This is a genomic window from Pseudomonas sp. IT-P12, from assembly GCF_949767465.1.
Classification (GTDB): Bacteria; Pseudomonadota; Gammaproteobacteria; order Pseudomonadales; family Pseudomonadaceae; genus Aquipseudomonas.
The window spans coordinates 1,133,308-1,158,262 of the sequence record NZ_CATKPY010000011.1 but is presented as its reverse complement, the minus strand read 5'-3'; the positions used below and the strand labels follow the sequence as shown (position 1 = coordinate 1,158,262).

At 60.2% G+C, this 24,955-nt stretch carries 24 protein-coding genes; 7 read left to right on the top strand and 17 right to left on the bottom strand.

Annotated features, from left to right (window positions below; all coding sequences use genetic code 11):
- Positions 1–114 precede the first annotated feature (114 nt).
- The 3 genes from nhaB to ACM6IM_RS08300 form a co-directional block, all read right to left on the bottom strand.
- Positions 115–1,617, bottom strand: coding sequence for a sodium/proton antiporter NhaB (nhaB, locus tag ACM6IM_RS08310; RefSeq protein WP_414864788.1), 1,503 nt, complete (start codon positions 1,615–1,617; stop codon positions 115–117).
- A 78-nt stretch (positions 1,618–1,695) separates the two neighbouring features.
- Complete coding sequence (locus tag ACM6IM_RS08305; RefSeq protein WP_414864787.1) at positions 1,696–2,985, bottom strand: hypothetical protein; 1,290 nt, start codon at positions 2,983–2,985, stop codon at positions 1,696–1,698.
- A 280-nt stretch (positions 2,986–3,265) separates the two neighbouring features.
- Entirely contained in the window at positions 3,266–3,532 is a 267-nt protein-coding gene (locus ACM6IM_RS08300) for a hypothetical protein (protein WP_192308567.1), read from the bottom strand.
- Between the two features lie 341 nt (positions 3,533–3,873).
- On the opposite strand from ACM6IM_RS08300, the gene ACM6IM_RS08295 reads away from it, so the two are divergent.
- Positions 3,874–5,199: a sigma-54 dependent transcriptional regulator gene (locus tag ACM6IM_RS08295; protein WP_192308569.1), complete on the top strand. Its 1,326-nt coding sequence runs from the start codon at positions 3,874–3,876 to the stop codon at positions 5,197–5,199.
- 54 nt (positions 5,200–5,253) lie between these two features.
- Here ACM6IM_RS08295 and ACM6IM_RS08290 read toward each other — a convergent pair whose 3' ends face one another.
- The 9 genes from ACM6IM_RS08290 to ACM6IM_RS08250 form a co-directional block, all read right to left on the bottom strand.
- Positions 5,254–6,534 (bottom strand): hypothetical protein, encoded by a 1,281-nt coding sequence (locus tag ACM6IM_RS08290; RefSeq protein WP_414864786.1) that lies wholly within the window; start codon positions 6,532–6,534, stop codon positions 5,254–5,256.
- A 47-nt stretch (positions 6,535–6,581) separates the two neighbouring features.
- Positions 6,582–7,322, bottom strand: a complete 741-nt coding sequence (locus ACM6IM_RS08285; RefSeq protein WP_414864785.1) for a hypothetical protein — start codon at positions 7,320–7,322, stop codon at positions 6,582–6,584.
- Positions 7,323–7,355: 33 nt separating this feature from the next.
- The gene (locus ACM6IM_RS08280; protein WP_192308575.1) at positions 7,356–8,036 is read right to left on the bottom strand and encodes a C39 family peptidase; all 681 of its coding nucleotides are present in this window, start codon (positions 8,034–8,036) and stop codon (positions 7,356–7,358) included.
- Positions 8,037–8,098: 62 nt separating this feature from the next.
- The gene (locus ACM6IM_RS08275) at positions 8,099–9,394 is read right to left on the bottom strand and encodes a heme utilization protein (RefSeq protein WP_414864784.1); all 1,296 of its coding nucleotides are present in this window, start codon (positions 9,392–9,394) and stop codon (positions 8,099–8,101) included.
- 51 nt (positions 9,395–9,445) lie between these two features.
- Positions 9,446–10,018 (bottom strand): adhesin, encoded by a 573-nt coding sequence (locus ACM6IM_RS08270; protein ID WP_201188676.1) that lies wholly within the window; start codon positions 10,016–10,018, stop codon positions 9,446–9,448.
- A gap of 1 nt (position 10,019) precedes the next feature.
- Complete coding sequence (locus tag ACM6IM_RS08265) at positions 10,020–10,457, bottom strand: hypothetical protein (RefSeq protein ID WP_192308581.1); 438 nt, start codon at positions 10,455–10,457, stop codon at positions 10,020–10,022.
- Positions 10,458–10,787: 330 nt separating this feature from the next.
- The gene (locus ACM6IM_RS08260; protein ID WP_414864783.1) at positions 10,788–11,312 is read right to left on the bottom strand and encodes an AAA family ATPase; all 525 of its coding nucleotides are present in this window, start codon (positions 11,310–11,312) and stop codon (positions 10,788–10,790) included.
- Positions 11,309–11,872, bottom strand: coding sequence for a nicotinamide riboside transporter PnuC (pnuC, locus tag ACM6IM_RS08255; protein WP_414864782.1), 564 nt, complete (start codon positions 11,870–11,872; stop codon positions 11,309–11,311). The genes ACM6IM_RS08260 and pnuC overlap by 4 nt, the downstream gene beginning before the upstream one ends.
- Before the next feature lie 167 nt (positions 11,873–12,039).
- The gene (locus ACM6IM_RS08250) at positions 12,040–13,674 is read right to left on the bottom strand and encodes a methyl-accepting chemotaxis protein (RefSeq protein WP_414864781.1); all 1,635 of its coding nucleotides are present in this window, start codon (positions 13,672–13,674) and stop codon (positions 12,040–12,042) included.
- A gap of 296 nt (positions 13,675–13,970) precedes the next feature.
- Between ACM6IM_RS08250 and ACM6IM_RS08245 the strand changes: the two genes are divergently transcribed.
- The 3 genes from ACM6IM_RS08245 (at position 13,971) to ACM6IM_RS08235 (ending at position 16,210) form a co-directional block, all read left to right on the top strand.
- Positions 13,971–14,801 (top strand): undecaprenyl-diphosphate phosphatase, encoded by an 831-nt coding sequence (locus ACM6IM_RS08245; protein ID WP_192308589.1) that lies wholly within the window; start codon positions 13,971–13,973, stop codon positions 14,799–14,801.
- On the top strand, positions 14,798–15,220 hold the full coding sequence (locus tag ACM6IM_RS08240) for a DUF1294 domain-containing protein (RefSeq protein WP_414864780.1): 423 nt from the start codon (positions 14,798–14,800) through the stop codon (positions 15,218–15,220). Before ACM6IM_RS08245 ends, ACM6IM_RS08240 begins: the two co-directional genes overlap by 4 nt.
- 105 nt (positions 15,221–15,325) lie before the next feature.
- Complete coding sequence (locus ACM6IM_RS08235; RefSeq protein WP_414864779.1) at positions 15,326–16,210, top strand: hypothetical protein; 885 nt, start codon at positions 15,326–15,328, stop codon at positions 16,208–16,210.
- Here ACM6IM_RS08235 and ACM6IM_RS08230 read toward each other — a convergent pair.
- Together ACM6IM_RS08230 and ACM6IM_RS08225 are read right to left on the bottom strand one after the other, a co-directional pair.
- Complete coding sequence (locus tag ACM6IM_RS08230) at positions 16,207–16,566, bottom strand: MmcQ/YjbR family DNA-binding protein (protein ID WP_192308595.1); 360 nt, start codon at positions 16,564–16,566, stop codon at positions 16,207–16,209. The genes ACM6IM_RS08235 and ACM6IM_RS08230 overlap by 4 nt on opposite strands.
- On the bottom strand, positions 16,563–17,471 hold the full coding sequence (locus tag ACM6IM_RS08225) for a LysR substrate-binding domain-containing protein (RefSeq protein ID WP_414864778.1): 909 nt from the start codon (positions 17,469–17,471) through the stop codon (positions 16,563–16,565). The genes ACM6IM_RS08230 and ACM6IM_RS08225 overlap by 4 nt, the downstream gene beginning before the upstream one ends.
- A gap of 128 nt (positions 17,472–17,599) precedes the next feature.
- Here ACM6IM_RS08225 and ACM6IM_RS08220 point away from each other — a divergent pair, with 128 nt between their 5' ends.
- Complete coding sequence (locus tag ACM6IM_RS08220; RefSeq protein ID WP_192308599.1) at positions 17,600–18,211, top strand: FMN-dependent NADH-azoreductase; 612 nt, start codon at positions 17,600–17,602, stop codon at positions 18,209–18,211.
- 239 nt (positions 18,212–18,450) lie between these two features.
- Positions 18,451–19,488, top strand: coding sequence for an alpha/beta hydrolase family protein (locus ACM6IM_RS08215; protein WP_414864777.1), 1,038 nt, complete (start codon positions 18,451–18,453; stop codon positions 19,486–19,488).
- 86 nt (positions 19,489–19,574) lie between these two features.
- Here the strand turns inward: ACM6IM_RS08215 and ACM6IM_RS08210 are convergent, their stop codons facing one another.
- Positions 19,575–20,762 carry an MFS transporter gene (locus tag ACM6IM_RS08210; RefSeq protein ID WP_201188662.1) on the bottom strand — a complete coding sequence of 396 codons (1,188 nt, stop codon included), beginning with the start codon at positions 20,760–20,762 and terminating at the stop codon, positions 19,575–19,577.
- 360 nt (positions 20,763–21,122) lie between these two features.
- The gene (locus tag ACM6IM_RS08205; RefSeq protein ID WP_192308605.1) at positions 21,123–22,709 is read right to left on the bottom strand and encodes an ABC-F family ATPase; all 1,587 of its coding nucleotides are present in this window, start codon (positions 22,707–22,709) and stop codon (positions 21,123–21,125) included.
- 311 nt (positions 22,710–23,020) lie between these two features.
- Here ACM6IM_RS08205 and lpxO point away from each other — a divergent pair, with 311 nt between their 5' ends.
- A complete protein-coding gene (lpxO, locus tag ACM6IM_RS08200) occupies positions 23,021–23,920 on the top strand; it encodes a lipid A hydroxylase LpxO (protein WP_201188660.1) in 900 nt (299 codons plus the stop codon).
- A 105-nt stretch (positions 23,921–24,025) separates the two neighbouring features.
- Here the strand turns inward: lpxO and ACM6IM_RS08195 are convergent, their stop codons facing one another.
- Positions 24,026–24,895 (bottom strand): Ku protein, encoded by an 870-nt coding sequence (locus ACM6IM_RS08195; protein ID WP_414864776.1) that lies wholly within the window; start codon positions 24,893–24,895, stop codon positions 24,026–24,028.
- Positions 24,896–24,955 lie beyond the last annotated feature (60 nt).

Genomic DNA, 24,955 nt, shown 5'->3' with positions numbered 1-24,955 from the left:
AACCTGTGGGAGCGGGCTTGCTCGCGATAGCGGTGAGTCAGTCACCATGGATATCGAGCCTGCAGGCCTCTTCGCGAGCAGGCTCGCTCCCACCGATCGCTTTTCAACAGCGGGTTACAACCAGTAACTCACCGCATACCACCCCAGTCCCCCCATCACCACGGTGTACGGCAACGCCATCCACACCATGCGCCCATAGGACAGGCGAATCAGCGGTGCAATCGCCGACGTCAGCAGGAAGAGAAACGCCGCCTGGCCGTTGGGGGTCGCCACGCTCGGCAGGTTGGTGCCGGTGTTGATGGCAATCGCCAGGGTGTCGAAATGCTCGCGGCTGATGTGACCGGACAGGAATGCCTGTTTGACTTCCGTGATGTAGATGGTGGCGACGAACACGTTGTCACTGATGGCTGATAGCAAACCGTTGGCGATAAACAGCATGCCCGGTTGCTGGTCCGTCGGCAGAGCCAGCACCCACTGGATCAGCGGCCTGAACAACTGCTGATCGTGAATCACCGCCACCACGGCAAAGAACACCACCAGCAACGCGGTGAACGGCATGGCGTCCTTGAAGGCGTTACCGAGGCGGTGCTCATCGGTGATGCCCGTGAAGGCGGTGATCAGCACGATCACCATCAGGCCGATGAGGCCGACCTCGGCAATGTGGAAGGCCAGGCCGGCAATCAGGATCAGTGCGGCCAGGCCCTGAACGATCAGCGTCGCGCGTTGGCGCGAGGTGCGTTCGGCGTTGTCTTCGGCGGCGTAATTGGCCAGCACGGCGCGCACGTTGTCTGGCAACAGCGTGCCGTAACCGAACCAGCGCCATTTTTCCAGCAGCACGCAGGTCACCAGGCCAGCCACCAGCACCGGCAGGGAAACCGGCGCGACCTTCAGGAAGAACTCGGAAAAATGCCAGCCCATCTCGTGACCGATCAGCAGGTTCTGCGGCTCGCCGACCAGGGTGCAGACGCCGCCCAGTGCGGTGCCGACGGCGCCGTGCATCAGCAGGCTGCGCAGGAAGGCGCGGAATTGTTCGAGGTCGTCATGGTGCAGCCTGGGCAGATGCCGGTCATCGCTGAATTCGCTGTCCTGGCGAGGGTCGTTGCCCGAGGCGACCCGGTGATACACCGAATAGAACCCCACGGCCGCGCTGATGATCACGGCGGTCACCGTCAGCGCATCGAGAAATGCCGACAAGAACGCCGACAGGAAACAGAACATCAGGGCCAGCATCGCCTTGGAACGAACGCCGAGCAGCAGACGGGAAAACAGAAACAGCAGCAGGTCCTTCATGAAGTAAATGCCCGCCACCATGAACATCAGGAGCAGGATCACCGGGAAGTTGTGCAGCAGTTCGTCGTAGAGCGCCTGGGGTGTGGTCATCTTCAGCAGCAGGGCTTCGACCAGCAGCAAACCGCCGGGCATCAGCGGGTAACACTTGAGCGCCATGGCCAGGGTGAAGATGAATTCCAGCACCAGCAGCCAACCGGCAGCCACCGGGCCCACGGTCCAGCACACCAAGGCATTGAGCACCAGAAAGCCGATGAGGGTGATCTTGTACCAGCGAGGTGATTGCCCGAGAAAATTATGCGCGAACGCCTGGGCCATTGAACCGGACATTGGCGACTCCTTATCGTTAGAAGCGCGCAAGTTGCCGTAAGCCGAAGGTAAGATCAAGCGTAGGAAGAATCGGAGTGATTACCCGAGATACCGCGCGACCATCGCCCGGTAATTGCCATCCAGGGAAAAGCCGCCCACGACAATGTTGCCATCGGCCTGCACGGCGAGCGATGTCGCGGTATCGGGGCTGCGGCTCAGGCGGGTGCGGACCCAGCCCACGCCATTGCCAAAATGCTTGTCGAGTTGCCCGTCGGGCAGGTGTCGAGCCAGGATGAAATCCGCTTCGACACCCCCGACCGTGGCCCCGGCGGTGAGCACGCTGCCGTCCGCCAGGGCGTGAGCGGCGGTCCACTGGCAGCCGCTGCGGCCAATCTCCAGTAATCGCGGCTGACCGCCGTTGTCGTGAATGTCCGGGCGGCCGTTGCTGTGGAGCGTCAGGGCCATGCAATGCATCGGGTCGCGGCTGCTGCCGAAGCAGCGCACGTCACCGTTGTTCTGCTGGACGATCTGGCTGACCTGGGCCCTACGCCCCTGGGCCATGAAACTCATGAAGCCGTCCACGGCAAAGCGGTCGTCGAGCGAACCGTCGCTGTGATAGCGCGCGAGCAGGCCTTCTTCAGGAAAGTTGATCGAGCCACCCACCAGTATCCGCCCATCGCGTTGCAGCAGCAGGCTGCCGAGCCAGGTGTTCATCAGCAAGTGCCGAACCAGCACGAAGCCGCGACCGTTGAAGCTCTCATCCGGCGCGCCGTCGGCCGTGAGCCGGATCAGCAGGCCAACGTGATCGGCCTGTTCGAAATGATGGTTGGCCAGCAGCAGGATCTTGCCGTCTGGCTGTACCTGGAGATCACAGACTTCGGCTCCGGGCACGCCTGGCGGCAACCAGGCATCGCGTGCGCCACGGGAAAGATGGCCGGGCAGACGCACCACGCAACGTCCATTGTCGGCAAATGATCGCACCGGTTTGCCGTGCTGATCGAACAGCGCCAGGGCCGGGAGTGTGTGGTTGGCGTCTTCATAGTGCAGGCCGGCCAGCAAAATGCAGCCATCGGCAAGTACCCGGACGTTGCCGGCCATGGCCTCGAAGCCCGGTTCGAATTGACTGATGACGCTGCCCTGTTGGCCGAACGCCAGGTCCGCCGAGCCGTCGGCCAGCAGTCGGGCCAGGCCAAAACGGCTGCCGCCCGGCGTGCCGACCTTCGCCGCGATCAGCAAGCGTCCTGCCGAATCGAGCGCGACGCCGTTGGTCATGCTGCTGAGACTGCCGGCGAAATAGACCTGGGTGACGCCTGTGCCGGCAAAGGTCTTATCGAGTTCGCCGGCATGGCTCTTCGTCGGGGGTAAATCCATAGCGGTCTGGACTGACATGCACGCATCTCCTTGCGAGTCGTCGTTATCCAGGACTGGGTGTGGCGACTGGGGAAACATTCAACCCCTGAATGGCCAGATGCACAACTGGCAGAAATAACAGGCGGAGGGTCGCTGTGTGCCAGAACGATGTCTTTTCGAACCAATGCTAAGCCAGGTAAACAAAAGGGCGCGTGAAAGTTCGAATGAGTGGCGATCGAAGTCACCGCTGGCGGATAACGCCGGGCAACTAACGATTGGCAGGAGGGTGCGGATTACTTTGAAGTAATCCGCAAAACACTTAGTGCGGCATGGACCACGATTGCAGTGCGTAACCTTCCTGGCTCAGCTCTTTGCGCGCCTCTTCCAGAACATGCTCAAGTTGCGCAGGGTCGGTGTAGGCGCTGCAGGGGATCTGCGTGCGGCCAATGCGAGTATTGGTGCGGTCGATGACGGTCAGGCTGAGTTCACCGTTGCCGTCTTGTGGGGCCCAGGCCACGCATTGAAATGGCTTGAACGCGCGGTCGGCAATCAAAAGAGCTTCGTTGATACGGAGCGGGGCTGTCATGGGGTCTTCTCTCTGTGTGCCCAATCAAGTGATGTGCCGTCGGTTGGGCTTACCGTTCGGCTGGTTACTTGTACTGATGCCCGTTACCCGGGGGTGGGTCACATATAAATAAACGAAATTTCAACTTTTTTTCCCGGGTCGTCTATTCAGGCGGTTTTTGAAAGCCGGGTGAAAGGTTCAACGCGTTCGTCAACTAATGAACTCTCCTTTTATAAGTGTTGAATCCAAGACCTTTAGACCAACGGTCCAGGCCCGCGTCAAATTCTTGCTAACGTTACAGTCGGGCTTGCCAAATGGCTGTTTTTAATAAAAATCCTATGATTTGGCGCCAAGGAATAGTCATGATTGAAGCGCCCGCATCAAGACGCCTATTAGTGGTGGATCCCTGTGACGACTGCCATCGTTTGTTGCCAGGTTTGCGCGCCATAGGTTGGGACGTCGACAGCTGCAGCCTCGACAATGCCCTTGACCGACCCTGTGACGTCGGCCTGCTCCGTCTGCAGCCGTTTCATCTGGAGCGCCCCGAAGCCGTCAAGGAGCTGATCAGCCGCAGCGGTGCGGAGTGGATCGCCGTGCTCAATCAGGAAGTCCTGCGGCTGCAGAATGTCGGGGATTTTGTCTGCGAGTGGTTTTTCGACTTCCACACCCTGCCATTCGATGTGTCCAGGGTTCAGGTGACGCTGGGCCGGGCGTTCGGCATGGCGCGCCTGCGCGGGCAGGGTACGGTGCACATCGAACAGCCCGAACACGAGCTGCTCGGTGACAGCAAGTCGATTCGCGAGCTGCGCAAACTGCTGAGCAAACTGGCGCCCACCGAGTCGCCCGTACTGATTCGCGGGGAAAGCGGCACCGGCAAGGAACTGGTCGCCCGCACCCTGCACCGGCAATCCCAGCGTCACAGCAAGCCTTTCATCGCGATCAATTGCGGTGCGATTCCGGAACAATTGATCCAGTCCGAGCTGTTTGGCCACGAGAAGGGGGCATTTACCGGTGCCCACCAGCGCAAGATCGGACGGATCGAGGCAGCCAACGGCGGCACGCTGTTTCTCGACGAGGTGGGTGATTTGCCCCTGGAGCTGCAGGCCAACCTGTTGCGCTTTCTCCAGGAGAAGCACATCGAGCGGGTGGGCGGCAGCCAGCCGATTCCAGTGGATGTGCGGGTGCTGGCCGCCACCCACGTCGATCTGGAGGCCGCAATCGCCAAGCAGCGTTTTCGCGAAGACCTGTATTACCGCCTGAACGTGTTGCAGGTCGTGACCGCACCGCTGCGTGAACGCAATGGCGACCTGGCGATGCTGGCCAACCACTTTTCCCATTTCTACAGCCATGAAACCGGCCGCCGTCCTCGCAGTTTCAGTGAAGACGCCCTGATTGCCATGGGCAACCACGACTGGCCAGGCAATGTGCGCGAGCTGGCGAACCGGGTACGGCGCGGGCTGGTACTGGCTGAAGGCCGGCAGATCGAAGCGCGGGACCTGGGGCTGATCAGTCACCAAGGGGTTGCGACACCGATGAGCACGCTGGAGGACTACAAGCTGCGGGCAGAGCGCCAGGCTCTGTGCGATGTGCTCAACCGTCACAGCGATAACCTGAGCATTGCCGCCAAGGTCCTGGGGATTTCCAGGCCGACCTTCTACCGCTTGTTGCACAAGCATCAGATCCGCTGAACCGCCGAGCAGAAAAAAACCGCCAGGATGGCGGTTTTTTTGTGGGGGGGCGTTTCAGAAGTAATACGGGAATTTCAGGCTGAAGGAGAAGTCTGGCGCGTCCTCGGTCAGGCCGATGGCGAGTTGTGGAACGATCGTCAGGTTGTCGGTGGCCGCCAGGGTCATGCCGATGTTGAAGTTGGCGGAGTTGTAGTCGCTGTTGGTGATCGATTGCCAATCGCCGCCGTCCGGTCTGATCTTGCTCTTGGTGGCGAACTGGTCGGTGAACGAGAACGACATGCTCATCTTCTCGTTCAGAGCGAAGGCGATGCCGGCGCCGATTTGCCAGGAGTCCCCCAGCTTCACGTCGCCCTTGACCTTGGAGCCGACCTGAGGGCTGATGTCGCTGAACGAATCCTGCACGTTGTAGGTGTAGGCCAGGGTGCCGAACAGCACGGCCGGGTCGAACGTCTTGACCAGCGAGATACCCGGGGTGATCGACCAGACACCGTTGCCGGTAGGCAGGTCCTCGGGAACGGCGAGGTTGTCGTTGTTCGGGTCTTCGACCAGCTTGATGCCGTAGGGGTCCTTGCCGGTGGGGGCCTTGACCCGCAGGGTAAAGACTGCGTCCGGCAGGTCGGCGGTCTCATCCAGAAACTTGTAGGCCACGCCAACGTTCACGTCGCCAATGGTCGGGTCGCGGGTGACGGTGGCGTCCGACGTTACCGGGCCTGCGCCACCGGCGCCACCGGAGGAGTACGTCGATTCGCGGTAGACCACGGGGACGTTAATGTCGAACTGCCAGCGCTGTGCCAGGTTGTAGCGGGCGGTGAGGTCCAGGGTCCAGTTGTCCGCCTTGATCCGGTCGAGGTTGATGTTGCCGAGGAAAATCGAATCCAGTGCCAGGAAGCCATTGAGCGTCAATGCGCGGGTATCGTAGTGGGTGTAGGTCAGGCCGGTTTCGACGCTGAACTTGCCGCCACCGAAGAAGCCGCTGGCTTCGTCGTAGAGGTTGGAAACGCTTTGCGCCGGCTCGGAATCATCCTTGAGCGACTCGCCGTATGAACTGCCTGTGGTGCCGGGTGCGCCAGCGGCCACCGTCTGGCCACTGCGGGTGGTTTCGGCGGGGGATTTGGTCAGGCGTTTGGGAGCAGGCGTCGCCGGTGTCTCTTCCACCTGGCGGACGCGCTGCTCGAGGACCATCAACGCGTTCTGTTGTGCTTCGTAACGTTGCTTGAGCTCCATGAGTTCTTGTTTTAGTGCTTCTACCTGGGGGTCCGGTGCTGCGTACAAAAAGGAGGCCGGGGCCAGGCTACTCAGACAAACGACAACTTTGAACGTTGTAGATCGGTGCATGGGTTTAGCCGTCCCTTCTGACTACATCTGATGAGACTGAGCGTAGATCAAAATCCGATAGTGCGAAGACCTTTGAGCTGGTCCAGATTTCCGTTCAGCGCCGCGCCCGTGGGCACGTTGTCACGCATCACGACATTGAGCGACGTGATGTTGCGGACCTGGTTGCCACCACCCAGCAGCGTGGTGTTCTGCATCAGGCCACCCTGGGCCAGGCGTTGCATGGTGCTGCCCTGGTTGTGGTTGGCCACGATGTTGAGCTGCACGCCACTGCCGGTCGAGGAAACGCTCAGCGAACCCGCTTCATTGGCGCCCGACAACGTCGAGCCCGAGGCCAGTACCTCGCCCTGTTGTTGCGTCACGGGCGCCTGGTTGCCCCGGGTGACGTTGATGCCGACATCGTTATAGGCGGCGTTGTTGTCGCCGGCGGCACGCACCACTTGGGTGACGCCGCCGGTGCTGTTCAGGCCGCCGCCGCCGGTCACGCTGCCGGTGCCTTGCGCGTTCGATGTGCCAGTGCCGTTTTCGTTGATCATCGACACATAGAACTGAGGCTTGATGGTGTTTTGCTGGACGATCAGCGAGGAGGTGGCCCCGATTACCGAGCCATTGGCATTTTGCCAGGTGCTGGTCATGACAATGCCGAAACTGACGATTCGTCCCGGCATGACGTAGCGGCCACGCAGGGTCGCCAGTTCCTGATCCTTCAGTTCGATGGGTTTGAATATCTCTGCCTGGATCGGCAGGCTGGCGGCCATGCAGGCCACTGCTAGCCAGGTGGGCGTTTTCATTGGATGCTCCCGGAGCCTCGTGCTCCCTTATTATTAGAAGAAGTCACTTCGGATGAAGCCGAAATCCAACAGCTCTGCGTCTTGCACAGGGTGGAAGCTGTCGATGCTTCTTTTGGCAGTCAAAGGCAGTGGCGGGTCGAGCAACGCGTTGGCTTTGTCATAACCCTGGCCGATGATGGCAAAGATGATGCCGTTCCAGCCTTTGACAAAGTCTTCGACTTTGTAGCGTTTGTGACCCAGTACCGGATCTCCGATGTACACCCAGTTCTTGTGGACTTTTTGCAGGACTACAAAATGCTTGTAGCCACGCACATCCATGAGCACCACCACCGGAATCTTGATGTCGTTCAAGGTTTCCTGGGCGACCCGGTAGCCACGGGCGCGCATGCCGAGACTTTCCACGTAACGCTTCATGTCGAGCATGGAGAAGCCCTGGGTCCGGACCAGGTCCTGGTCTGCGTGGGCCAGCATGCCCTCGATGATCTGATCTTCATTCACGTCCAGCCAGTAGGCCTGACGCAGGATGGTTGCCAGCGCAGCGGCGCCGCAACTGAAGTCGGTTTTCTGTTGCACCAGGTCGGCAAATTTACGCTCGCGTACGCTCTGGATCGGCTTGTAAACGACAGCGCCGCCCGGCAGGACGGACAGCGGCATTTGGGCAGCCTCGATCACACTGGCCACGCATAGCAATAATGCCAAGGCGATAATGCGCATGGTGGGACGCCTTCCGGTTGCGTTGAAGAAGGCCCCCGTCAGGGGGCCTCCAGAGACAGCCATTAGAACGATTGGTTGGAGATGGCCAACGAGTTGCTTTGTTGGTTGCCTACACCCGCCGCCACGTTGACACCGAGGTTGCCGCTGCCACCATTGACCGAACCACTCAGGGTTGCGGTGTTGGTCACAGGGTTAGCCCAGCCGATTGGAGTCAGCACCTGATAGGACACGGTGTTGCTCAGCTCGAACGCGCTGCTTTCGCTGTAGCTCTTCGTGATGTCTTTCGACGAGGCGGACGATTTCTCGCCAGCTTTGGCGTACGAAGATTCAAACGACTTGGTGAACGAGGAGTCGTGCGCATTGGTGTACGACGAATCGGTGGCGCTTTCGCTGGACGTTTCGACGGACGCATCAAGCGAGGCTTCCAGCGATCCACCGACACCGGCGCTGCGAGTGCGGTCGCCATTGCCATTGTTCCAGGTGACATAGCCACCCGCGGCCGCTGCAGCGGTCAGGTCAGCCGTAATGGAAGCCGCACTGCTGGCGCTCGCATCGGTGCTGGCGGAGCCACTGGAATCGTGGCTTTTTGACCCACTGGCGTCAAAGGCGTTGGAGCCGCTGGCAGCCCAGTTGCTCGAAGCGCTCTTGTCCACGCTCAGGTTGGAGTCATGGCTGCGAGAGGACGTACCGCTGAGCGTGGTGGTCAACGTCACTGTATCCAGGCTGTAAGTCCGGTCGGCGTTGTTTTTCACGGTCAAGCCAGGGCCGTTTTGATTGGCCGAGGCGGTAGCGGTTGCGCTGCCCAGTGGCGAATTGGAGTTGGCAATCGCCATGGTGTTTTTCTGTTGGTTCAGGTCGCCACCGGCAATGTTGATCCCCATGTTGCCGCTGCCACCGTTACCCGACCCGCTCATCACGGAAGAGTTGGTGGTGGAGTAGTTGTCGACCTTGTTGTTGTTGCTGTATTGCGTGACGTTGGCAGTGGCGGAAGCCGTGCCGAACACGAAGCTGTTATCCAGGCTCGAGTCCGAAGAGGCGTTGGCAATGGCCGCGGCGTTATCCTGCTGGTTGCCGTTGCCTGCAGCCACGTTGACACCGACGTTACCGCTGGCGCCCGAGGCCGAACTGCTCATCTCGGCTGAGTTTTGAGTGCCCTGGTTGAGGATGTAGTTGCCGGTGCTGGATTGCACGTCGTTGGCATTGGCAGTGGCGTAGACAGGGATTTTCGTGGGTGGAGGGGTGTGGTTATTGCCGTTGTTCCCGTGACCACGGCGATCGTCCTGCCCAGCTTGTACAGCAACAGCCATGAGCGCAGCAATTGCGAAAACCAGAGGCTTGAGTGCCATCGAAGGTTTCATGGTGATTCTCCGTACTTGTTTTAGGTTAAGTGTTGTTTTTACCTGTTGGGGTCAATCCGCGACCCGTACGCTGAAGGTGTTGGCCATTCGGTTTCCCACCCCTGCGCTCTGGTTCAACTGAATGACTCCACGGCTCCCGGTGAACGCCTGGTCGCTGGTAGCGACCTGGCGAGAGCCTGGTGTGGAGTCAGTTGGACCGGAGTTGTTGAGCAGCGCCACGTTCTGTTGCATGAGGACGCTGTCGTCGAGACTTTGTGGCTGGGCACTGATGGTGATGTGCAGTGCGTTGGCTTGTTGAGTGCTGGCCCCGGCGCTCTGGTTGACGCCCAGTACACCGTTGCCGTTGCTGAAGGAGTTGCCCTGGATGCTGGCCCGGGCATCGATCCCGGGGTTCATTTGCGATTGCAGCCGTTGGCGAATCTGCGTCGTGGCGTTGGCGTCGTGGCCAATGGCAATGGCCCGGGCGTTGGCCTGTTGCTGTAGATCACCGGCCGCCTGGTTGACCGCGAAGTTGCCCTGGTAGCGCGTCCCCGAATTGTCGATGCTGGCGTCGTCGACGACCGGGGATTGGGCAAAGGTCGATGCACTGCAAAGCAGGGACAGGATCAGCAGCGTGCGATTCATCTCAACGGTCTCCCGTGATGATTTTCAGAGCACCCATGCCTTGCTGGACGCTGGAATTGACCATGTTGGCGATGCCGTTGCCAGCCCCGGTCGAACGTCCGGCGGGTTGATTGGCCAACTGGTTCTGCGTGCTGATGTTGCCGCCCATGTTGTTGGCGCCCAGGTTGACCAGGCGGGTGATGCCTGCACCGCTGGCGACGTTGGCGAAGTCGCCGTCGCTCAGTTCATTGGTTTGCTGCAGAACATACTGGGAAGGGTTGGCGTTGACGGTCGTGGGGTTCGGGTCGGGAGCCACCGGTGCCCGGGTGGCCATGCGTGGTTGTACGTCACGTTTGATCACGATGATGCCGTTGTCAGCCTGGGCAGTCAGGCTGAGGGTCGAGCCCAGTGCGCATCCGGCCAGCAGCAGGCTGAAGATGCCTCTATCAAACTTCCCCACGGCGCAATTCCTTCTGTAGTTGGATCGCTGGCCCGAACGAGCGTTGCGAAGGAGAGAGCAGAAGCTGTGCCGAGTTTGGTTTTTCTTTTGAAAACAAGAGGTTGTATTTAGTAATTCGAGAGAGGGAGGAACGTATGTAACGTCGTTGAGACAAAGGTGCGGGGAGACCTCGTCAATACGGGCGGTATTGCTCGCCAAGGTCGATGCAGGCCGGCTGTATCAGCGGCGCAACAAATCTTCGCTGAAACGCCTTGAAGGCTCTGATTCGCGGGTTTGCGTAGGGGCGTGTGTTACAGGAATGGACGCTTTTGCGCGGATGGGGCGTCCGGCTCAGGTCTTGAGCAAGCGCTTCACAGCATCGAAGGCTGCGTCCTTGCGCTCTTTCCAGTCGCCTTGCAGCACCTGATAGGGCTGCCGGTGAAGGTCCAGCCATTGGCGGCCGGCCTGGAAAAATGCCTGGCGTTCGGCCAGTTGCGGTTGGCAGCGCTGCCCGTCGTCATGCCAGTCCACGGTTTCAGGGCTCAACAGCAGATGCAGGTCATAATGCCGCTCTCGCAAGGCTCGCTCGATCCAGTCGGGGCAGTCGCCGAACAGCGTGCGACTCCACAGGATGTTGCTCAGCAGATGGGTGTCGAGAGTCAGCAGTGAGGGTCGTTTGGCCCGTGCCTCATCCTCCCAGGCCAGCTGGCCATGTGCTATTGATGCAATATCATCGTAGCAGGTTTCGCGGGCGTGTCTCTCGATAAAATACCGAACGTATTCTTCGACCACTATGCCGCCAAAATTGGCGTGAATCTCACCCGCAAGCCAGCTTTTGCCGCTCGATTCCGGCCCTGTCAGCACCAAGACTTTCATGGGCACAGCAGCGGGTCGCTGCGCCAGGTACGCCAGCCTTGAATGGCCAGCACGGTGAAAACGCCATACAGGGCGGCCGTCAGGTACATCCCCTTATAGATGAACAGGCCGACGAAAATACAATCCAGGACGATCCACAGCGGCCAACACTGCAAGCGCTTTTGCGCCATCCAGAATTGCGCCACCAGGCTGAAGGCGGTGAGGGCGGCATCGAGCCAGGGTTGGGCTGCGTCGGTCCAGTGGGCCATGGCCGCTCCCAGCAACAGACTGCCCATCGCGCCGAGGGTCAGGCCGGTCGCCAGCGCCCGCGCGCCCAGCCGGCTGACATCACGCCCCTGATGCTCGTGGCCGGCGCGGGTCCACTGCCACCAGCCGTAGAGTTGCAGCGCGGCGTAGATCACTTGCAGCAGCATGTCCGAATACAGCTTCACCTCGTAAAAGATCCAGCTGTAGAGCAGCACCATGATCAGGCCGATCGGCCAGCACCAGGGGTTCTGTCTGACCGTCAGCCAGACGGCGATCACGCCGAGGGTGGCGGCAAACAGTTCAAGCCCGGACATGTAGGGAACCCTGGAGGCAAAAGAGAGGGAGGCGGATTGTACCGGCAGCGGCAGGTGGGAGCGAGCCTGCTCGCGATGGCGGAGGGTCAGGCGCCTATGCTGCCGGTGCCTGCCTCATCGCGAGCAGGCCCGTTCCCACTGTTGAACGTGCCGTTACCGTGCGCTGTTTACACCCGGAACTGCTTGAGCAGCCCGTTCAATTGCTCGCTCAGGTCCTTGAGCCGAACGCTGGCCACGCTCGACTGTTCTGCCGCCGCTGCAGTGCTGTGGGACAAGCCGGCTGCCTGGGTGACGTTCTGATTGATGTCCTCGACCACGTGGGCCTGTTGCAGGGTCGCGCTGGCGATGGAAGTGTTCAGGCCGTTGAGGTTGCGCAATGCCTGGCCGATGGCGTTCAGGCTCGCACCGGCCAGGCCGGCTTGCTCGATGGTCAACTGGGAAGCACGGCTGCTGTCGCCAATGACTTTGACCGCTGCTTCGGAATGGCTTTGCAGACGTTCGATCATCGACTGGATTTCAGCAGTGGACTTCTGCGTGCGCTGTGCCAGCAGGCGTACTTCGTCGGCCACGACGGCAAATCCACGTCCTTGTTCGCCCGCCCGGGCAGCCTCGATGGCGGCGTTGAGCGCCAGCAGGTTGGTCTGCTCGGCGATGGAGCGGATCACCTCCAGCACGCTGCCGATCTGGGTGCTCTCGGTCGCGAGGGTGCGGATGACCTCCACGGCCTGATCGATGGTGGACGACAACTTGTCGATCTGTTCCAGGCTGCTGTCGATGTTGACCTGGCCCTGTTGCGCCTGGGATTCGGCATCGCGCATCTCGCTCGCGGCCTGCTCGGCGTTCTTCGCCACATCCTGTACGCCGTAGGTGACCTCATTGATCGCGGTGGCCACCAATTCCATCTGCTGGGACTGCTGCTGGCTGCGTTGTTGGGCCTGGGCGGCATCGTTGCCCAGTTCGCTGGACGACTGGCCCAGGGCACTGGCGGAAACCTGCAACTGACTGATCACGCCGCGCAGTTTGGCGGTAAAGGCATTGAAGTGATGGGCCAGTTGTGTGACTTCGTCCTGGCCGTGGGTGTCGAGGCTGCGGGTCAGGTCGCTTTCGCCGCTGGCAATGTTGGCCATGGCATTCACGGTCTCCTGGAGGGGCCGCACGATGCTGCGGGCGATCAGGATCACCAGCAACGCCATGATGGCGGCAATCCCCAGCCCGACGCCTGAAGCTTTCCACACTTGGGCCATGAATTCGGCCTGGGTGTCGTCGATGTACACGCCCGAACCGATCACCCAGCCCCAGGGTTCGAACAGTTTGACGTAGGAGGTTTTCTCCACGGGATCGCTGGCACCGGGCTTCGGCCAGCGATAGTCGATCGCACCGGCGCCCTTGGCCTTGGCCAAAGCCACCATTTCATTGAAGACGGCAAACCCGTCGGGATCGCGGATGGCTGAAAGGTTCTGGCCGTCCAGCTTTTGGTTGACCGGGTGCATGATCATCACGGGCGTGAGGTCGTTGATCCAGAAATACTCGTTCTGGTCATAACGCAGGCCGCGAACGGCGCTCAACGCTTGCTTCTGTGCGGCTTCGCGGGTGAGTGTGCCGGCGGTTTCCAGGCCGTGGTAGTACGTCAGAATACCGCTTGCGGTCTGCACGACGTGTTGGGTTTTCTGCGCCTTGGCGTGATACAGGTCATCGTGAATCTGCTTGAGCATCAACACGCCGAGCGTCAAGAGCATCATGACGGCTACGACCAAGATGAGCCACAAGCGGCGGCTGATCGACATACTGCGCAAGCTGTTCATAGCACTGTCACTCCGGTGTTTTTCTTCTTGTAATAAATGATCGCCAGAATCCCATCACACTTTGTCGATCGGGCATATCCGACCCAAGTCCAATAACGAGGCAGCGTTATCGAGGCTTGTCTGATAGGATTTCGGCCCCGCACGGAAAAACCTGAATTCAAGCTGATTTTTCACGGATTTTTTACGGCTCCGTCGCGATTCTGTGCGCGCGGACTTCCAACCGCGCTGATTACAGTCAACGTTTTGCAATAAATACTATCGAAGCATGCCGTCGCGCATCGCTTCCTGGGGGATTGATGGATTTCTGGACTGCCTTGCAGGCATTGATACTTGGGGTTGTGGAAGGGCTGACGGAGTTCTTGCCGATATCCAGCACCGGCCACCAGATCATCGTGGCCGACCTGCTCGATTTCGGGGGAGAGCGGGCCATCGCGTTCAACATCATTATCCAGTTGGGGGCGATCCTGGCGGTGGTGTGGGAGTTTCGCCGCAAGATTCTGGATGTGGTCACCGGCCTGCCGACGCAACCCGGCGCCCGACGGTTTACCGTCAACCTGCTGGTGGCCTTCATGCCTGCGGTGGTGCTGGGGGTGATCTTTTCCGATCTGATCCACCATTACCTGTTCAACCCGATCACGGTGGCAGCGGCGCTGGTCGTGGGCGGGATCATCATGTTGTGGGCAGAAAAGCGTCAGCACCAGGTGCACGCCGACACCGTCGACGAGATCACCTGGCAAGACGCCTTGAAAGTCGGGTTTGCCCAATGCCTGGCGATGATTCCCGGTACTTCGCGGTCCGGCGCCACCATCATTGGTGGCTTGCTGTTCGGCCTGTCGCGCAAGACCGCCACCGAGTTCTCGTTTTTCCTGGCCATGCCGACCATGGTCGCGGCCGCCGTGTATTCGGGCTTCAAGTACCGTCATCTGTTCGAGCCGGCTGACCTGCCGGTGTTCGCCATCGGTTTCGTCACCGCGTTCATCTTCGCGATGATTGCCGTCAGGGGCTTGCTGAAGTTCATCGCCAGCCACAGCTATGCGGTGTTTGCCTGGTACCGCATCGCCTTTGGCCTGGTGATCCTGGCCACCTGGCAGTTCGGTTGGGTCGATTGGAGCGCTGCCCAGTCATGAGTGATGGCCGCGCGCGCCGCCCGCCCGGACGCCCCTCGGCAGGTCCGCTGCAGCACCTGCGGTTGAAGCTGGTGGTGTTCGCGGTGGTGTGCGCGCTGCCGCTGTTCGGCTCGTTGTCCTTCGGGCTGAAGGGCATTTCGTGGATACCGCTGGCGGCCTACGGCCTCGTCAGCGTCCTTGCGTTCTTCCTTTACTGGAGCGACAAACGCAAGGCCCGCAGCGACCGCTGGCGTACGCCGGAAAATGTCCTGCACGCGGTGGAACTCGCCGGTGGCTGGCCCGGCGCCTTCCTGGCCCAGCAGGTGTTTCGGCACAAGACGCGCAAAGTGTCGTTCCAGGTATTGTTCTGGGTCATTGTGTTGTTGCACCAAGTATTCTGGATCGATCAGTTGTTTGTCCGAACTCAGTGGTTTGATTGACGGATTGTTAACGGTTATTGCCGGAAGATCGGCTTACAACTGTGCGTTCGTGTCTGAATTCCGGGCGTGTTAGTTTCCGACAAACTAACGGTCTGGAGCCTGGCAATGAAATTTAAAACGATCACCACTGAAAGTGCCATGAGCAAGTTGGCGACATTCATGGCTTATGCACCTGCGGAAAAATTAGCTTATATCAGGAAGCGCTCTCTGGTCGTTAGAGGCGAAGATTTGAGTGGTTTCTCCGATCACGTTCTACTTGACTCCCTGAAGTCGGTTGAGCGCCGTATGCAGCAATATATTGATCAATTTGAACAGGTGAAGTGCGCGGTCACACCGGGACTGATCCTCGATCGTGACCTTGTGGCAAAAACCAATGAATTTTTCAATGTCGCTGTTCCGACAGGTATCGAGTCGATTCTGCGGGCACTTCAGCCCGGCGCTGATCTGACGTCCCTTTATGACCAGGCGTTGAACAAAGCCATCGATGCATTGTTCACCGACAGGGTCTACTTGCGCGAGCAGCTGGAACTCATTTGTGCGGCGATCAGGAACCCGGCACTGGTCTGTGAAGTCATTCGTACGGATGCCAAGACTTATAAACAGCTCTATTTTCCAGTACTTGACCCGTTCGTCAAAGGTTTGGAGGCGCCATTTGCTCTCGCGTTTCCGATGTTCATGGGGGTAGAGTCATGTTTGTTGATTCATTCTGCGGGCCTGAGGGTTAATGAAACTTACACACCTAGGGTCAAAGGTTTTACCCATGAGTTTTTCATGTATCTGGTGCTGCATGAACTCACGCACTTGCTGCGTTACACCAATGACACCGCTTATGTGTTTGCCGGCATGAAGGGTGTGAGTGAATTCGACGTCTATTCAATGGCCAGTCTGTCAGCCAACGATACTCATAATGCCGACAACTATACCGTGCTGATCCTTAACGCCTTGTCCCTTCTGCACACGCAAGGGCGCCTCGACCTGCGTCAGTTCTAAAGCAACAACCCGACCTGGGTGCGCTTGGGCAATTTGCTCACCACCAGTTGGTGGGAGCGCTGCAACAGGGCTTGCAACTCCTGGGCACCGAGCGGGTAGGGCGTCTGCATGATCACCCACTGTGCCCGCGCCAGATAAGGCGCGGGATGAATACCAGGGCGATCGCAATGCCCGAGGAACAGGTCCTTGTCTACCTTGAAGGCCAGGGATTCGCCCCGCAGATTCTGCAGGGCGAACATCTTGTTTCCGGCGATCGAAAACACCCGCACGCCGCCCCATTTGTAGTCTTCCCGCGCGCCCGGCAGAGCCAGGCAGAATTGCGCGACGTCTTCTTCGCTCATGCGTCCAGCCTTCATATCAATCGGTCTCCGCAGGCATTGAACGATTCGATCAAATGGTCGAGCCAGGCGCGAACGGCGGGCATCACCCCGCGTCGATGAGGGTACACCGCCTGCAACCAGCCACCGGGCAGCGACCAGTCGGGTAACAACTGCACCAGCGCGCCGCTTTGCAGTTCCTCCTCGCAGTACATCATCGGCAGCAGGGTGAAGCCCTGGCCCGCCAGCGTGCAGGCCTTGCGCACGATAAAATCGTCGATGCCCAGTCGCGCCTCAAGCGAGAGCTCCTGGCTTTTACCCTGTTGATCGAGCAGGCGGATGTGCACCATGCGATCGGCCTCGAGAGCACCGAGCACCGGCAAGCTCTTGAGGTCTTCGGGATGATTGACTTGTCGGCCCTGGAGGAAGTTCGCGCTGGCCACCAGCAGCATCTGTGCCTGACGCAGGCGTCGGGTGACCAGCAACGGGTCCTCGTCGCCGGGTTCGCGAACCCGCAGAGCGACATCGACGCCTTCGGTCACCAGGTCGACTCGTCGGTTGACCAGCATCACTTCCAACTGAACCTGCGGGTATTTGTCGAGAAACCGGCTGATCACCGAAGGCAGCATTTCATGGGCCAGGCCGACGGGACTCGAGACCCGCAAGCGTCCTCGGGGTTCGCTGGACATGCTGGCCACCGCCTCGTCGGCCATTTCGGCTTCCAGCAGCATTGCCTGGCAATGACGCAGGTAGCGTTCGCCCACGGCGGTCAGCTTCAGTTGGCGTGTGGTGCGCTGCAACAAGCGCGCGCCCAGGCGTTCTTCCAGCTCGGCAATGCGTCGCGACAGCCGCGATTTGGGAATGCCCAGCAGGCGGCCCGCTGCCGCGAAACCGCCGGCTTCGACCACCTTGGCAAAGTAGAAGAGATCGTTGAGGTCCTGCATTTGATCGCTCGATTGTTCTATCAGTGAGACAAACTATCGCATTGTTGCCGTCTAATCAGCTATTGGTTTCGCTTGTAGGATCCTCTCCATCAGATCGCCCAGTAGCGGTCCTCAACTGGAGACTCCACATGAAACTGCTGCATATCGATTCGAGCATTCTTGGCGACAACTCGGCTTCCCGCCTGCTCAGCGGCGAAGTCGTCAAAGCCTGGCAAGCCGCCGATCCGAGCGCCGTGGTGACCTACCGCGACCTGGCCAGCGACGCCATCAGCCACTTCTCGGCCACTACCCTGGTCGCCGCCGGCACCACCGCCGAGCTGCGCGATGCCGCCCAACAGCACGAAGCCGAGCTGAGCGCCTCGACCCTGGCTGAATTCCTCGCCGCTGATGCCGTGGTGATTGCCGCACCGATGTACAACTTCACCATCCCGACCCAGCTCAAGGCCTGGATCGACCGCATTGCCGTCGCCGGCCAGACTTTCCGCTACACCGAAGCCGGCCCTGAAGGCCTGTGCGGTAACAAGAAGGTGGTGATCGTGTCGACGTCCGGCGGCCTGCATGCCGGTCAGGCCACCGGCGTTGCCCATGAAGAATACTTGAAGGTGATGTTCGGTTTCCTCGGCATTACCGACATCGAATTCGTCCGCGCCCACGGCCTGGCCTACGGTGACGAAGTGCGCAACAAAGCGATGAGCGACGCCCACACGCAGATCAGCGAGCAACTGTTCGCGGCTGCGTAAGGCCTGCGTAAAGATGTAAATCCGCTCGGGCAACACCTCAAAAAACTCTGTATTCTGATTGCGCAAGTATCAGGTACGGAGTTTTTTGTTTCTGAATACTTCGTATTGTAGCCCAGGTTATGCAGTCGAGGGTTAACGTCCCGTTCTGCAAGGTGGCCGCAATCGCGGTACAAGGTCGCTTCCTCATGGTTATGCAGGAGAACGGGCTTTCCGGACACGTAACAGAGGTGGGGCATCCCATGGTGCGTCTTTGTGCAACGTTACTGATTTGCCTGCTCAGCAGCCTGAATTCAGTGCACGCCGCGCCTGCGCCGCACCCTCACTGGAGCGTCGGCTTCCACGAGCTGAGCTTTCTCGATCCGCTGGACCTGCAACCGATGCGCGCCATCGCCTTCTATCCTTCCAGCGACCGCGAGCACGTCAGCAAACTCGAGGGCTACACCGTGGAGGCGGGGGAGGACACCCGAGTCGCCATCGGGCGGTTCCCGATGCTGATGCTGTCCCACGGCAATACCGGCACCCCGCTGGCCCTGCATGACCTGGCCACCTCGCTGGCACGCAAAGGGTTCGTGGTGGTGGCGGTGATTCATCCCGGCGACAACTCCAGGGACCACAGCCGCCTCGGCACCATGAGCAACCTGTACGGTCGCCCGATCCAGATTTCCGAAGCCATTACCGCCACCTTGGGCGACCGCATGCTCGCGCCATTCGTCAACGCCGATCAGGTCGGGGTGATCGGCTATTCGGCGGGCGGGGAGACGGCGTTGATCCTGTCCGGGGCGACGCCGGACCTGGATCGCCTGCGCCGCTATTGCCAGGAGCGTCCGGACGATCACGACGCGTGCAATACCCAGGGTGAGTTGATTGTCGATCGCGATGACCTGCAACCGGTCGCGGACCCCCGGGTGCATGCGCTGTTGCTGATGGCGCCGCTGAGCCTGAAGTTCGGCCGTCATACCCTGGCCGATGTGCATGTGCCGGTGCTGCTGTACAGCGGTGACGGCGACAAGCTGGTGGCGTTCGACAAAAACGCGGCGGCGCTGGCGCGCAAACTGCCGACCGCGCCTGACTTCAAGTTGCTGGCCGGGGCAGGGCATTTTGTCTTCATGGCACCCTGCAACGAAGAACAGATCGCCGCCATGCCGGCGTTGTGCACCGATGCTGATGGCGTCGATCGGGAAGACATCCACCGCAACATGATCTCGGAGGCCGGGCGGTTCTTCTCCCGGACCCTGGGCAAGCCGACCCGCGCAGGCATGCAGACGGCCGATCAGTAATCAGACACCCTGTGGGAGCGGGCTTGCTCGCGAAGGCGTCCTGTCAGCCAACCTCTGCATCAACAAGCCTGCGAGGTGCCGCATTGCTATGCCATCGCGCGACGCTTGAGCAACAGGGTCAGGGCCAGCCCGGTCACCGACAACATCGCCGCACTGAAGAAAATCCACGAATACCCCAGGTTCAACGCCACCGCGCCCATCAGTGGCCCGGCGATCGCCAGCGCCAGGTCGAAGAACACGGCGTAGGCACTCAGCCCGGCGCCACGGCTGGAATTGGGCACTTGCTTGATCGCCTCCACGCCCAGCGCCGGGTAGACCAGCGACAGGCCGAACCCGGCCAGGGCCGCGCCGAACAATGCGTAGCCCGTAGAAGGGGCCAGCCACAGCAGCACAAGGCCCGCGGTTTCAATGCTCATGCAGGCAATGGCCGAGGTGAACCCGCCGAAGCGGCTGATGCTGGAAATGAACAGCAGGCGCGCCAGGATGAAGCAGATCCCGAATACCGTCAGGCAGTAGGCGGCCCCGGTCCAGCCGCGGCTGACGTAATACAGGGTAATAAAGGTGGTCAAGGTGCCGTAGCCGATCGACGCCAGGCTCAGGCTCGCGCCAAATGGTGCAATGCGCCCGAACACCGCCCAGAACGGCAGGCGCTCGCCGCGAACCACCGGCACCGAGGGTTTGTTGCGGATCAGCAGCAGCGCCAGCGCGGCGAGCAACGACAACGCGATGCCGAGGCTGGCAAAGCCATATTCAGCCACCATCACCACACCCAGCGGTGCGCCAATGGCGATGGCGCCGTAGGACGCGATGCCGTTCCATGAAATCGACCGCGCCGTGTGCTCGGCGCCCACCTGGCCCATGCACCAACTGATGGTGCCGACACCGATCAGCCCCTGGGCGATCCCCAGCAGCAGGCGGCCGGCAATCAGGATCAACAGGCTGGTCAGCGGAAAACTCTGCAACAACGTGGACAGCAACGTCAGGACGCCGCTGAGGACGATCCCGCTCAACCCGTAGACAATCGCCCGCTTGGTCCCGACGCTGTCTGACATGCGCCCGGCCATCGGGCGGCTGAGCAGGGTGGCCAGGTACTGCGAACCGATGGTCAACCCCGCCACGACCGCGCTGAAACCCAATTGCTCATGGACATAACCCGGCAACACCGCAATCGGCAGGCCGATGCAGAGGAAGGCGATGAAGGTATAGAAAACGATGGAGACGATCTGCAGGGTGATCGCCATGGAGCTTTGCGGTGGCAGTTGCTGCGCAGACATGGGGGCTCGTTCGCGGGCGGCGGTGGGAGACCTGCATCATGGCGCGGGTGTGCAATAAATGAAAGCAGGCTAACTATATTTCTGCGGTCGGGGGGGGGCTCACCCCGCCTCCTGTGGCGGGAACGTCTGTGGGAGCGAGCCTGCTCGCGAAAAGCGCACTGACAATGGGTTCATTCAAGCCGTCCGCGTTTTCGTTGATTCCCCTCGCGATCAGGTTCGCTCCCACACACAAGGCGCGGACACCTGTGGGGTAGGGTTGCCCGCGAAGGGCGTTGGCACCGGTCATGAAATGCAAAAAGCCCCGTCACAACGGACAGGGCTTTCGATTGGCGGCGCGCGGCAAAAACCTCGTCGCGGCTTTTAGAACACCACACCCTGGCTGCGCAGGTAGTCGTCATAGGTGCCGCTGAAGTCGGTCACGCCGTTGGGGCTCAACTCGATGATGCGGGTGGCCAGAGACGATACGAACTCACGGTCGTGGCTGACGAAGATCAGCGTGCCCGGGTAGTTTTCCAGCGCCAGGTTCAGCGCCTCGATGGATTCCATGTCCAGGTGGTTGGTCGGTTCGTCCATCACCAGGACGTTGGGCTTTTGCAGGATCAGCTTGCCGAACAGCATGCGACCCTGCTCGCCACCGGAGATCACCTTGACCGACTTGAGGATCTCGTCGTTGGAGAACAGCATCCGGCCCAGGGTGCCACGAATCACCTGCTCGCCCTGAGTCCACTGGCCCATCCAGTCGAACAGGCTGACATCGTCTTCGAAGTCGTGGGCGTGGTCCTGGGCGTAATAGCCCAGCTCCGCGCTTTCGGTCCACTTGACGGTGCCGGCATCCGGAGTCAGCTCACCCATCAGGGTGCGCAGCAGGGTGGTCTTGCCGATACCGTTCGGGCCGATGATCGCCACGCGCTCGCCGGCTTCGACGGTGAAGCTGAAGTTCTTGAACAGGGTCTTGCCGTCGAAGCCCTTGGACATCTGCTCGATGGTCACGGCCTGGCGGTGCAGTTTCTTGGTCTGTTCGAAACGGATGAACGGGCTGACGCGGCTCGATGGCTTGACCTCGGCCAGCTGGATCTTGTCGATCTGCTTGGCGCGGGAAGTGGCCTGCTTGGCTTTCGAGGCGTTGGCCGAGAAGCGGCTGACGAAGGTCTGCAGCTCGGCAATCTGGGCTTTTTTCTTGGCGTTGTCCGACAGCAGTTGCTCGCGGGACTGGGTCGCCGCGGTCATGTACTCGTCGTAGTTGCCCGGGAACAGGCGCAATTCGCCGTAGTCCAGGTCGGCCATGTGGGTGCAGACGCTGTTGAGGAAGTGACGGTCGTGGGAAATGATAATCATGGTGCTGTTACGCGCCGTGAGAATGGTTTCCAGCCAGCGAATGGTGTTGATGTCCAGGTGGTTGGTCGGTTCGTCGAGCAACAGCACTTCCGGATCGGAAAACAGTGCCTGGGCCAGCAACACCCGCAGTTTCCAGCCTGGCGCGACTTCGGTCATCGGGCCGAAATGCTGTTCCAGGGGAATGCCCAGGCCCAGCAGCAGTTCACCGGCGCGGGATTCGGCGGTGTACCCGTCCATTTCGGCGAACTCGGTTTCCAGCTCGGCCACGGCCATGCCGTCCGCTTCGCTCATTTCCGGCAGCGAGTAGATGCGATCGCGCTCGGCCTTGACCTTCCACAGCTCTTCGTGACCCATGATCACGGTGTCGATCACGGTGAATTCTTCGTAGGCGAACTGGTCCTGGCGCAATTTACCCAGACGCACGTTCGGCTCGAGCATGACCTGGCCGCCGGATGGCTCGAGGTCGCCGCCGAGAATCTTCATGAAGGTCGACTTGCCGCAACCGTTGGCGCCGATCAAGCCATAACGGTTGCCACCGTTGAACTTGACCGAAACGTTTTCGAAAAGCGGCTTGGCGCCGAACTGCATGGTGATGTTAGCTGTAGAGATCAAAGGTTTTTCCTGCGAAGCATTCAGAGTGGCCAGGGTGCGGCAGTACCGCGCTTGGCCCGAGTCGAATTGCGCTGAAGCGGGGGACATTCCCGTCATCAACCAAGGGGCGCGTAAAGTTTGGCGGCGATTGTACTGGTCTGGCTCTTTAAACGATAGGGCATTGAGGCCCGCCGATGCGTTGGCGCTATCAGCGGAGCGTTTTTCGCATTTGCAGGTTAACTATTGGTTACAAATAGTGGCTAAAATGCCGTCTTCGACTGATGCCGACAGGCGCGGACGCATTTTGTTCACTTTTGACGTGTGACGATTCCGTGAAACTCATCATTGCCGCTATTTATGTTGTCTCCATTGCCTACGTCCACCTGCGTGGTCGCGTGCGTCACAAATTGGGCCGACAGCTGAGTGATCACTCGTCGTTCCTGGCGCCGATCAACTGTTTCCTTTATCTGTTCTCGAAAAAGCCCAACCAGCCGTACCTCGATCCGGCCGATTTTCCGGACCTGAGTCCGTTGCAGGCGCATTGGGAAGAAATCCGCGCCGAGGGCCAGAACCTGCTGCGGGCCGGGGAGATCAAGCGGTCGAACCAGTACGACGATGTCGGCTTCAACTCGTTCTTCAAGACCGGCTGGAAGCGTTTCTACCTCAAGTGGTACGGCGACAGCCATCCTTCGGCGATGAAGCTCTGCCCGCGCACCACTGAACTGGTGCAGGGCATCGGTTCGATCAAGGCTGCGATGTTTGCCGAGTTGCCGCCCGGTTCCAAACTGGTGCGTCATCGCGATCCGTATGCCGGTTCGTACCGTTATCACCTGGGCCTGGAGACGCCGAACGACGCGGGTTGCTACATCAACGTCGATGGCGAGAGCTATCACTGGCGCGATGGCGAAGCGGTGATGTTCGACGAAACCTTCATTCATTACGCGGAAAACACCACCGACCAGAACCGTATCATCCTGTTCTGCGACATCGAGCGGCCGATGAAGTACCGCTGGGCGGCGGCATTCAACAGCTGGTTCAGCCGCAACGTGATGTCGGCCGCCGGTGCGCCCAACGATGTGGGGGACCGCACCGGTGCCCTCAATCGCCTGTTCGCCCGGATCTACAAGGTCCGCCTGCGCGGCAAGGCGTTGAAGAAACGAAACCGCAAGCTGTATTACCTGGAGAAGTGGGCGATTTTTGCTGGCTTGCTAGCGGTGTTTGTACTGATCTGATTGTGCGTTGTGGCTGAATGCGCTATCGCGAGCAGGCTCGCTCCCACAGGGGGCATGGTCTACTGCTGTAGGAGCAAGCTCGCTCCTACAGAAAAGCAGCAGCCTTCAACCGCTTGACCGTTTGCTGGTTTTTTTCGCGGCCGGCTTGGCCGCGGCTTTTGGTTTCGCCGCCGCTTTGCCCGCCGCCTTGCCCCCCAGGCTGCGTTTGAGCAACTCGGTCAAGTCGATCACGTCCGCCGTCTTGCGCTCTTCCTCGCCGGTCGCCGTTTCCACGTCCTCGATCTTGCCTTCATGGGCCTTCTTCTCGACCAGCGCCATGATCTTGTCTTCGAAGCTGTCGCGGTAGTCCTCGGGGCTCCAGTCACCGCTCATGTCCTGCACCAGACGCTTGGCCATGTCCAGTTCACCCTTGGCCAGCGTCGGCTTGGTCACCTCGCTGCCCAGTTCGAGCGTGTCGAGGCTGCGCACTTCCGCCGGCCAGCGCAGCATCACCAGGACCATCGCCGACTCCAGTGGCATCAGCGCGGCCAGGTGCTGACGGGTATGCAGGACCACATGGGCGAGGGCGACCTTGTTGGTCTTGGTCAGGGTTTCACGCAACAGCGCGTACACCTTGCCGCCGCGTTTATCCGGCGCGAGGTAGTAGGGTGTGTCGATGTTCTGCAGCGGGATCTGTTCACTGTCGACGAAGGAAAAAATGTCGATGGTCTGCGTCGACAGCGGATGCGCTGATTTGATTTCCTCTTCGCTGAGCACCACGTAGCGACCCTTCTCGTACTGCACGCCTTTAACGATGTGCTCCTTGGTCACTTCCTTTCCGGTCACCTTGTTGACCCGCTTGTAGCCCACCGGGTCCATGCTGCGGCTGTCGAGCCAGTCGAAATCCACCCCTTGGGAAGACGTCGCCGAGACCAGCGCCACAGGGATATGCACCAGCCCGAAACTGATTGCGCCTTTCCAGATTGCCCGTGCCATGGTCGTCTACTCGCGAGTGATGATCAGGTGACCTGCCTTGCGACGCAAAAGTTTCAGCGG

Bases quoted from the DNA above. Each gene is read 5' to 3' on its own strand.
- ACM6IM_RS08230 (WP_192308595.1), bottom strand. From the start codon at position 16,566: ATGAAGGCTGGACGCATGAGCGAAGAAGACGTCGCGCAATTCTGCCTG.
- ACM6IM_RS08275 (WP_414864784.1), bottom strand. From the start codon at position 9,394: ATGAAACCTTCGATGGCACTCAAGCCTCTGGTTTTCGCAATTGCTGCG.
- ACM6IM_RS08250 (WP_414864781.1), bottom strand. From the start codon at position 13,674: ATGAACAGCTTGCGCAGTATGTCGATCAGCCGCCGCTTGTGGCTCATC.
- pnuC (WP_414864782.1), bottom strand. From the start codon at position 11,872: ATGTCCGGGCTTGAACTGTTTGCCGCCACCCTCGGCGTGATCGCCGTC.
- ACM6IM_RS08210 (WP_201188662.1), bottom strand. From the start codon at position 20,762: ATGTCTGCGCAGCAACTGCCACCGCAAAGCTCCATGGCGATCACCCTG.
- ACM6IM_RS08285 (WP_414864785.1), bottom strand. From the start codon at position 7,322: ATGAAAACGCCCACCTGGCTAGCAGTGGCCTGCATGGCCGCCAGCCTG.
- ACM6IM_RS08215 (WP_414864777.1), top strand. From the start codon at position 18,451: ATGGTGCGTCTTTGTGCAACGTTACTGATTTGCCTGCTCAGCAGCCTG.
- ACM6IM_RS08240 (WP_414864780.1), top strand. From the start codon at position 14,798: ATGAGTGATGGCCGCGCGCGCCGCCCGCCCGGACGCCCCTCGGCAGGT.
- ACM6IM_RS08295 (WP_192308569.1), top strand. From the start codon at position 3,874: ATGATTGAAGCGCCCGCATCAAGACGCCTATTAGTGGTGGATCCCTGT.
- ACM6IM_RS08270 (WP_201188676.1), bottom strand. From the start codon at position 10,018: ATGAATCGCACGCTGCTGATCCTGTCCCTGCTTTGCAGTGCATCGACC.
- ACM6IM_RS08290 (WP_414864786.1), bottom strand. From the start codon at position 6,534: ATGCACCGATCTACAACGTTCAAAGTTGTCGTTTGTCTGAGTAGCCTG.
- ACM6IM_RS08260 (WP_414864783.1), bottom strand. From the start codon at position 11,312: ATGAAAGTCTTGGTGCTGACAGGGCCGGAATCGAGCGGCAAAAGCTGG.
- ACM6IM_RS08305 (WP_414864787.1), bottom strand. From the start codon at position 2,985: ATGTCAGTCCAGACCGCTATGGATTTACCCCCGACGAAGAGCCATGCC.
- ACM6IM_RS08245 (WP_192308589.1), top strand. From the start codon at position 13,971: ATGGATTTCTGGACTGCCTTGCAGGCATTGATACTTGGGGTTGTGGAA.
- ACM6IM_RS08235 (WP_414864779.1), top strand. From the start codon at position 15,326: ATGAAATTTAAAACGATCACCACTGAAAGTGCCATGAGCAAGTTGGCG.
- ACM6IM_RS08195 (WP_414864776.1), bottom strand. From the start codon at position 24,895: ATGGCACGGGCAATCTGGAAAGGCGCAATCAGTTTCGGGCTGGTGCAT.
- ACM6IM_RS08300 (WP_192308567.1), bottom strand. From the start codon at position 3,532: ATGACAGCCCCGCTCCGTATCAACGAAGCTCTTTTGATTGCCGACCGC.
- ACM6IM_RS08225 (WP_414864778.1), bottom strand. From the start codon at position 17,471: ATGCAGGACCTCAACGATCTCTTCTACTTTGCCAAGGTGGTCGAAGCC.
- ACM6IM_RS08280 (WP_192308575.1), bottom strand. From the start codon at position 8,036: ATGCGCATTATCGCCTTGGCATTATTGCTATGCGTGGCCAGTGTGATC.
- ACM6IM_RS08220 (WP_192308599.1), top strand. From the start codon at position 17,600: ATGAAACTGCTGCATATCGATTCGAGCATTCTTGGCGACAACTCGGCT.
- nhaB (WP_414864788.1), bottom strand. From the start codon at position 1,617: ATGTCCGGTTCAATGGCCCAGGCGTTCGCGCATAATTTTCTCGGGCAA.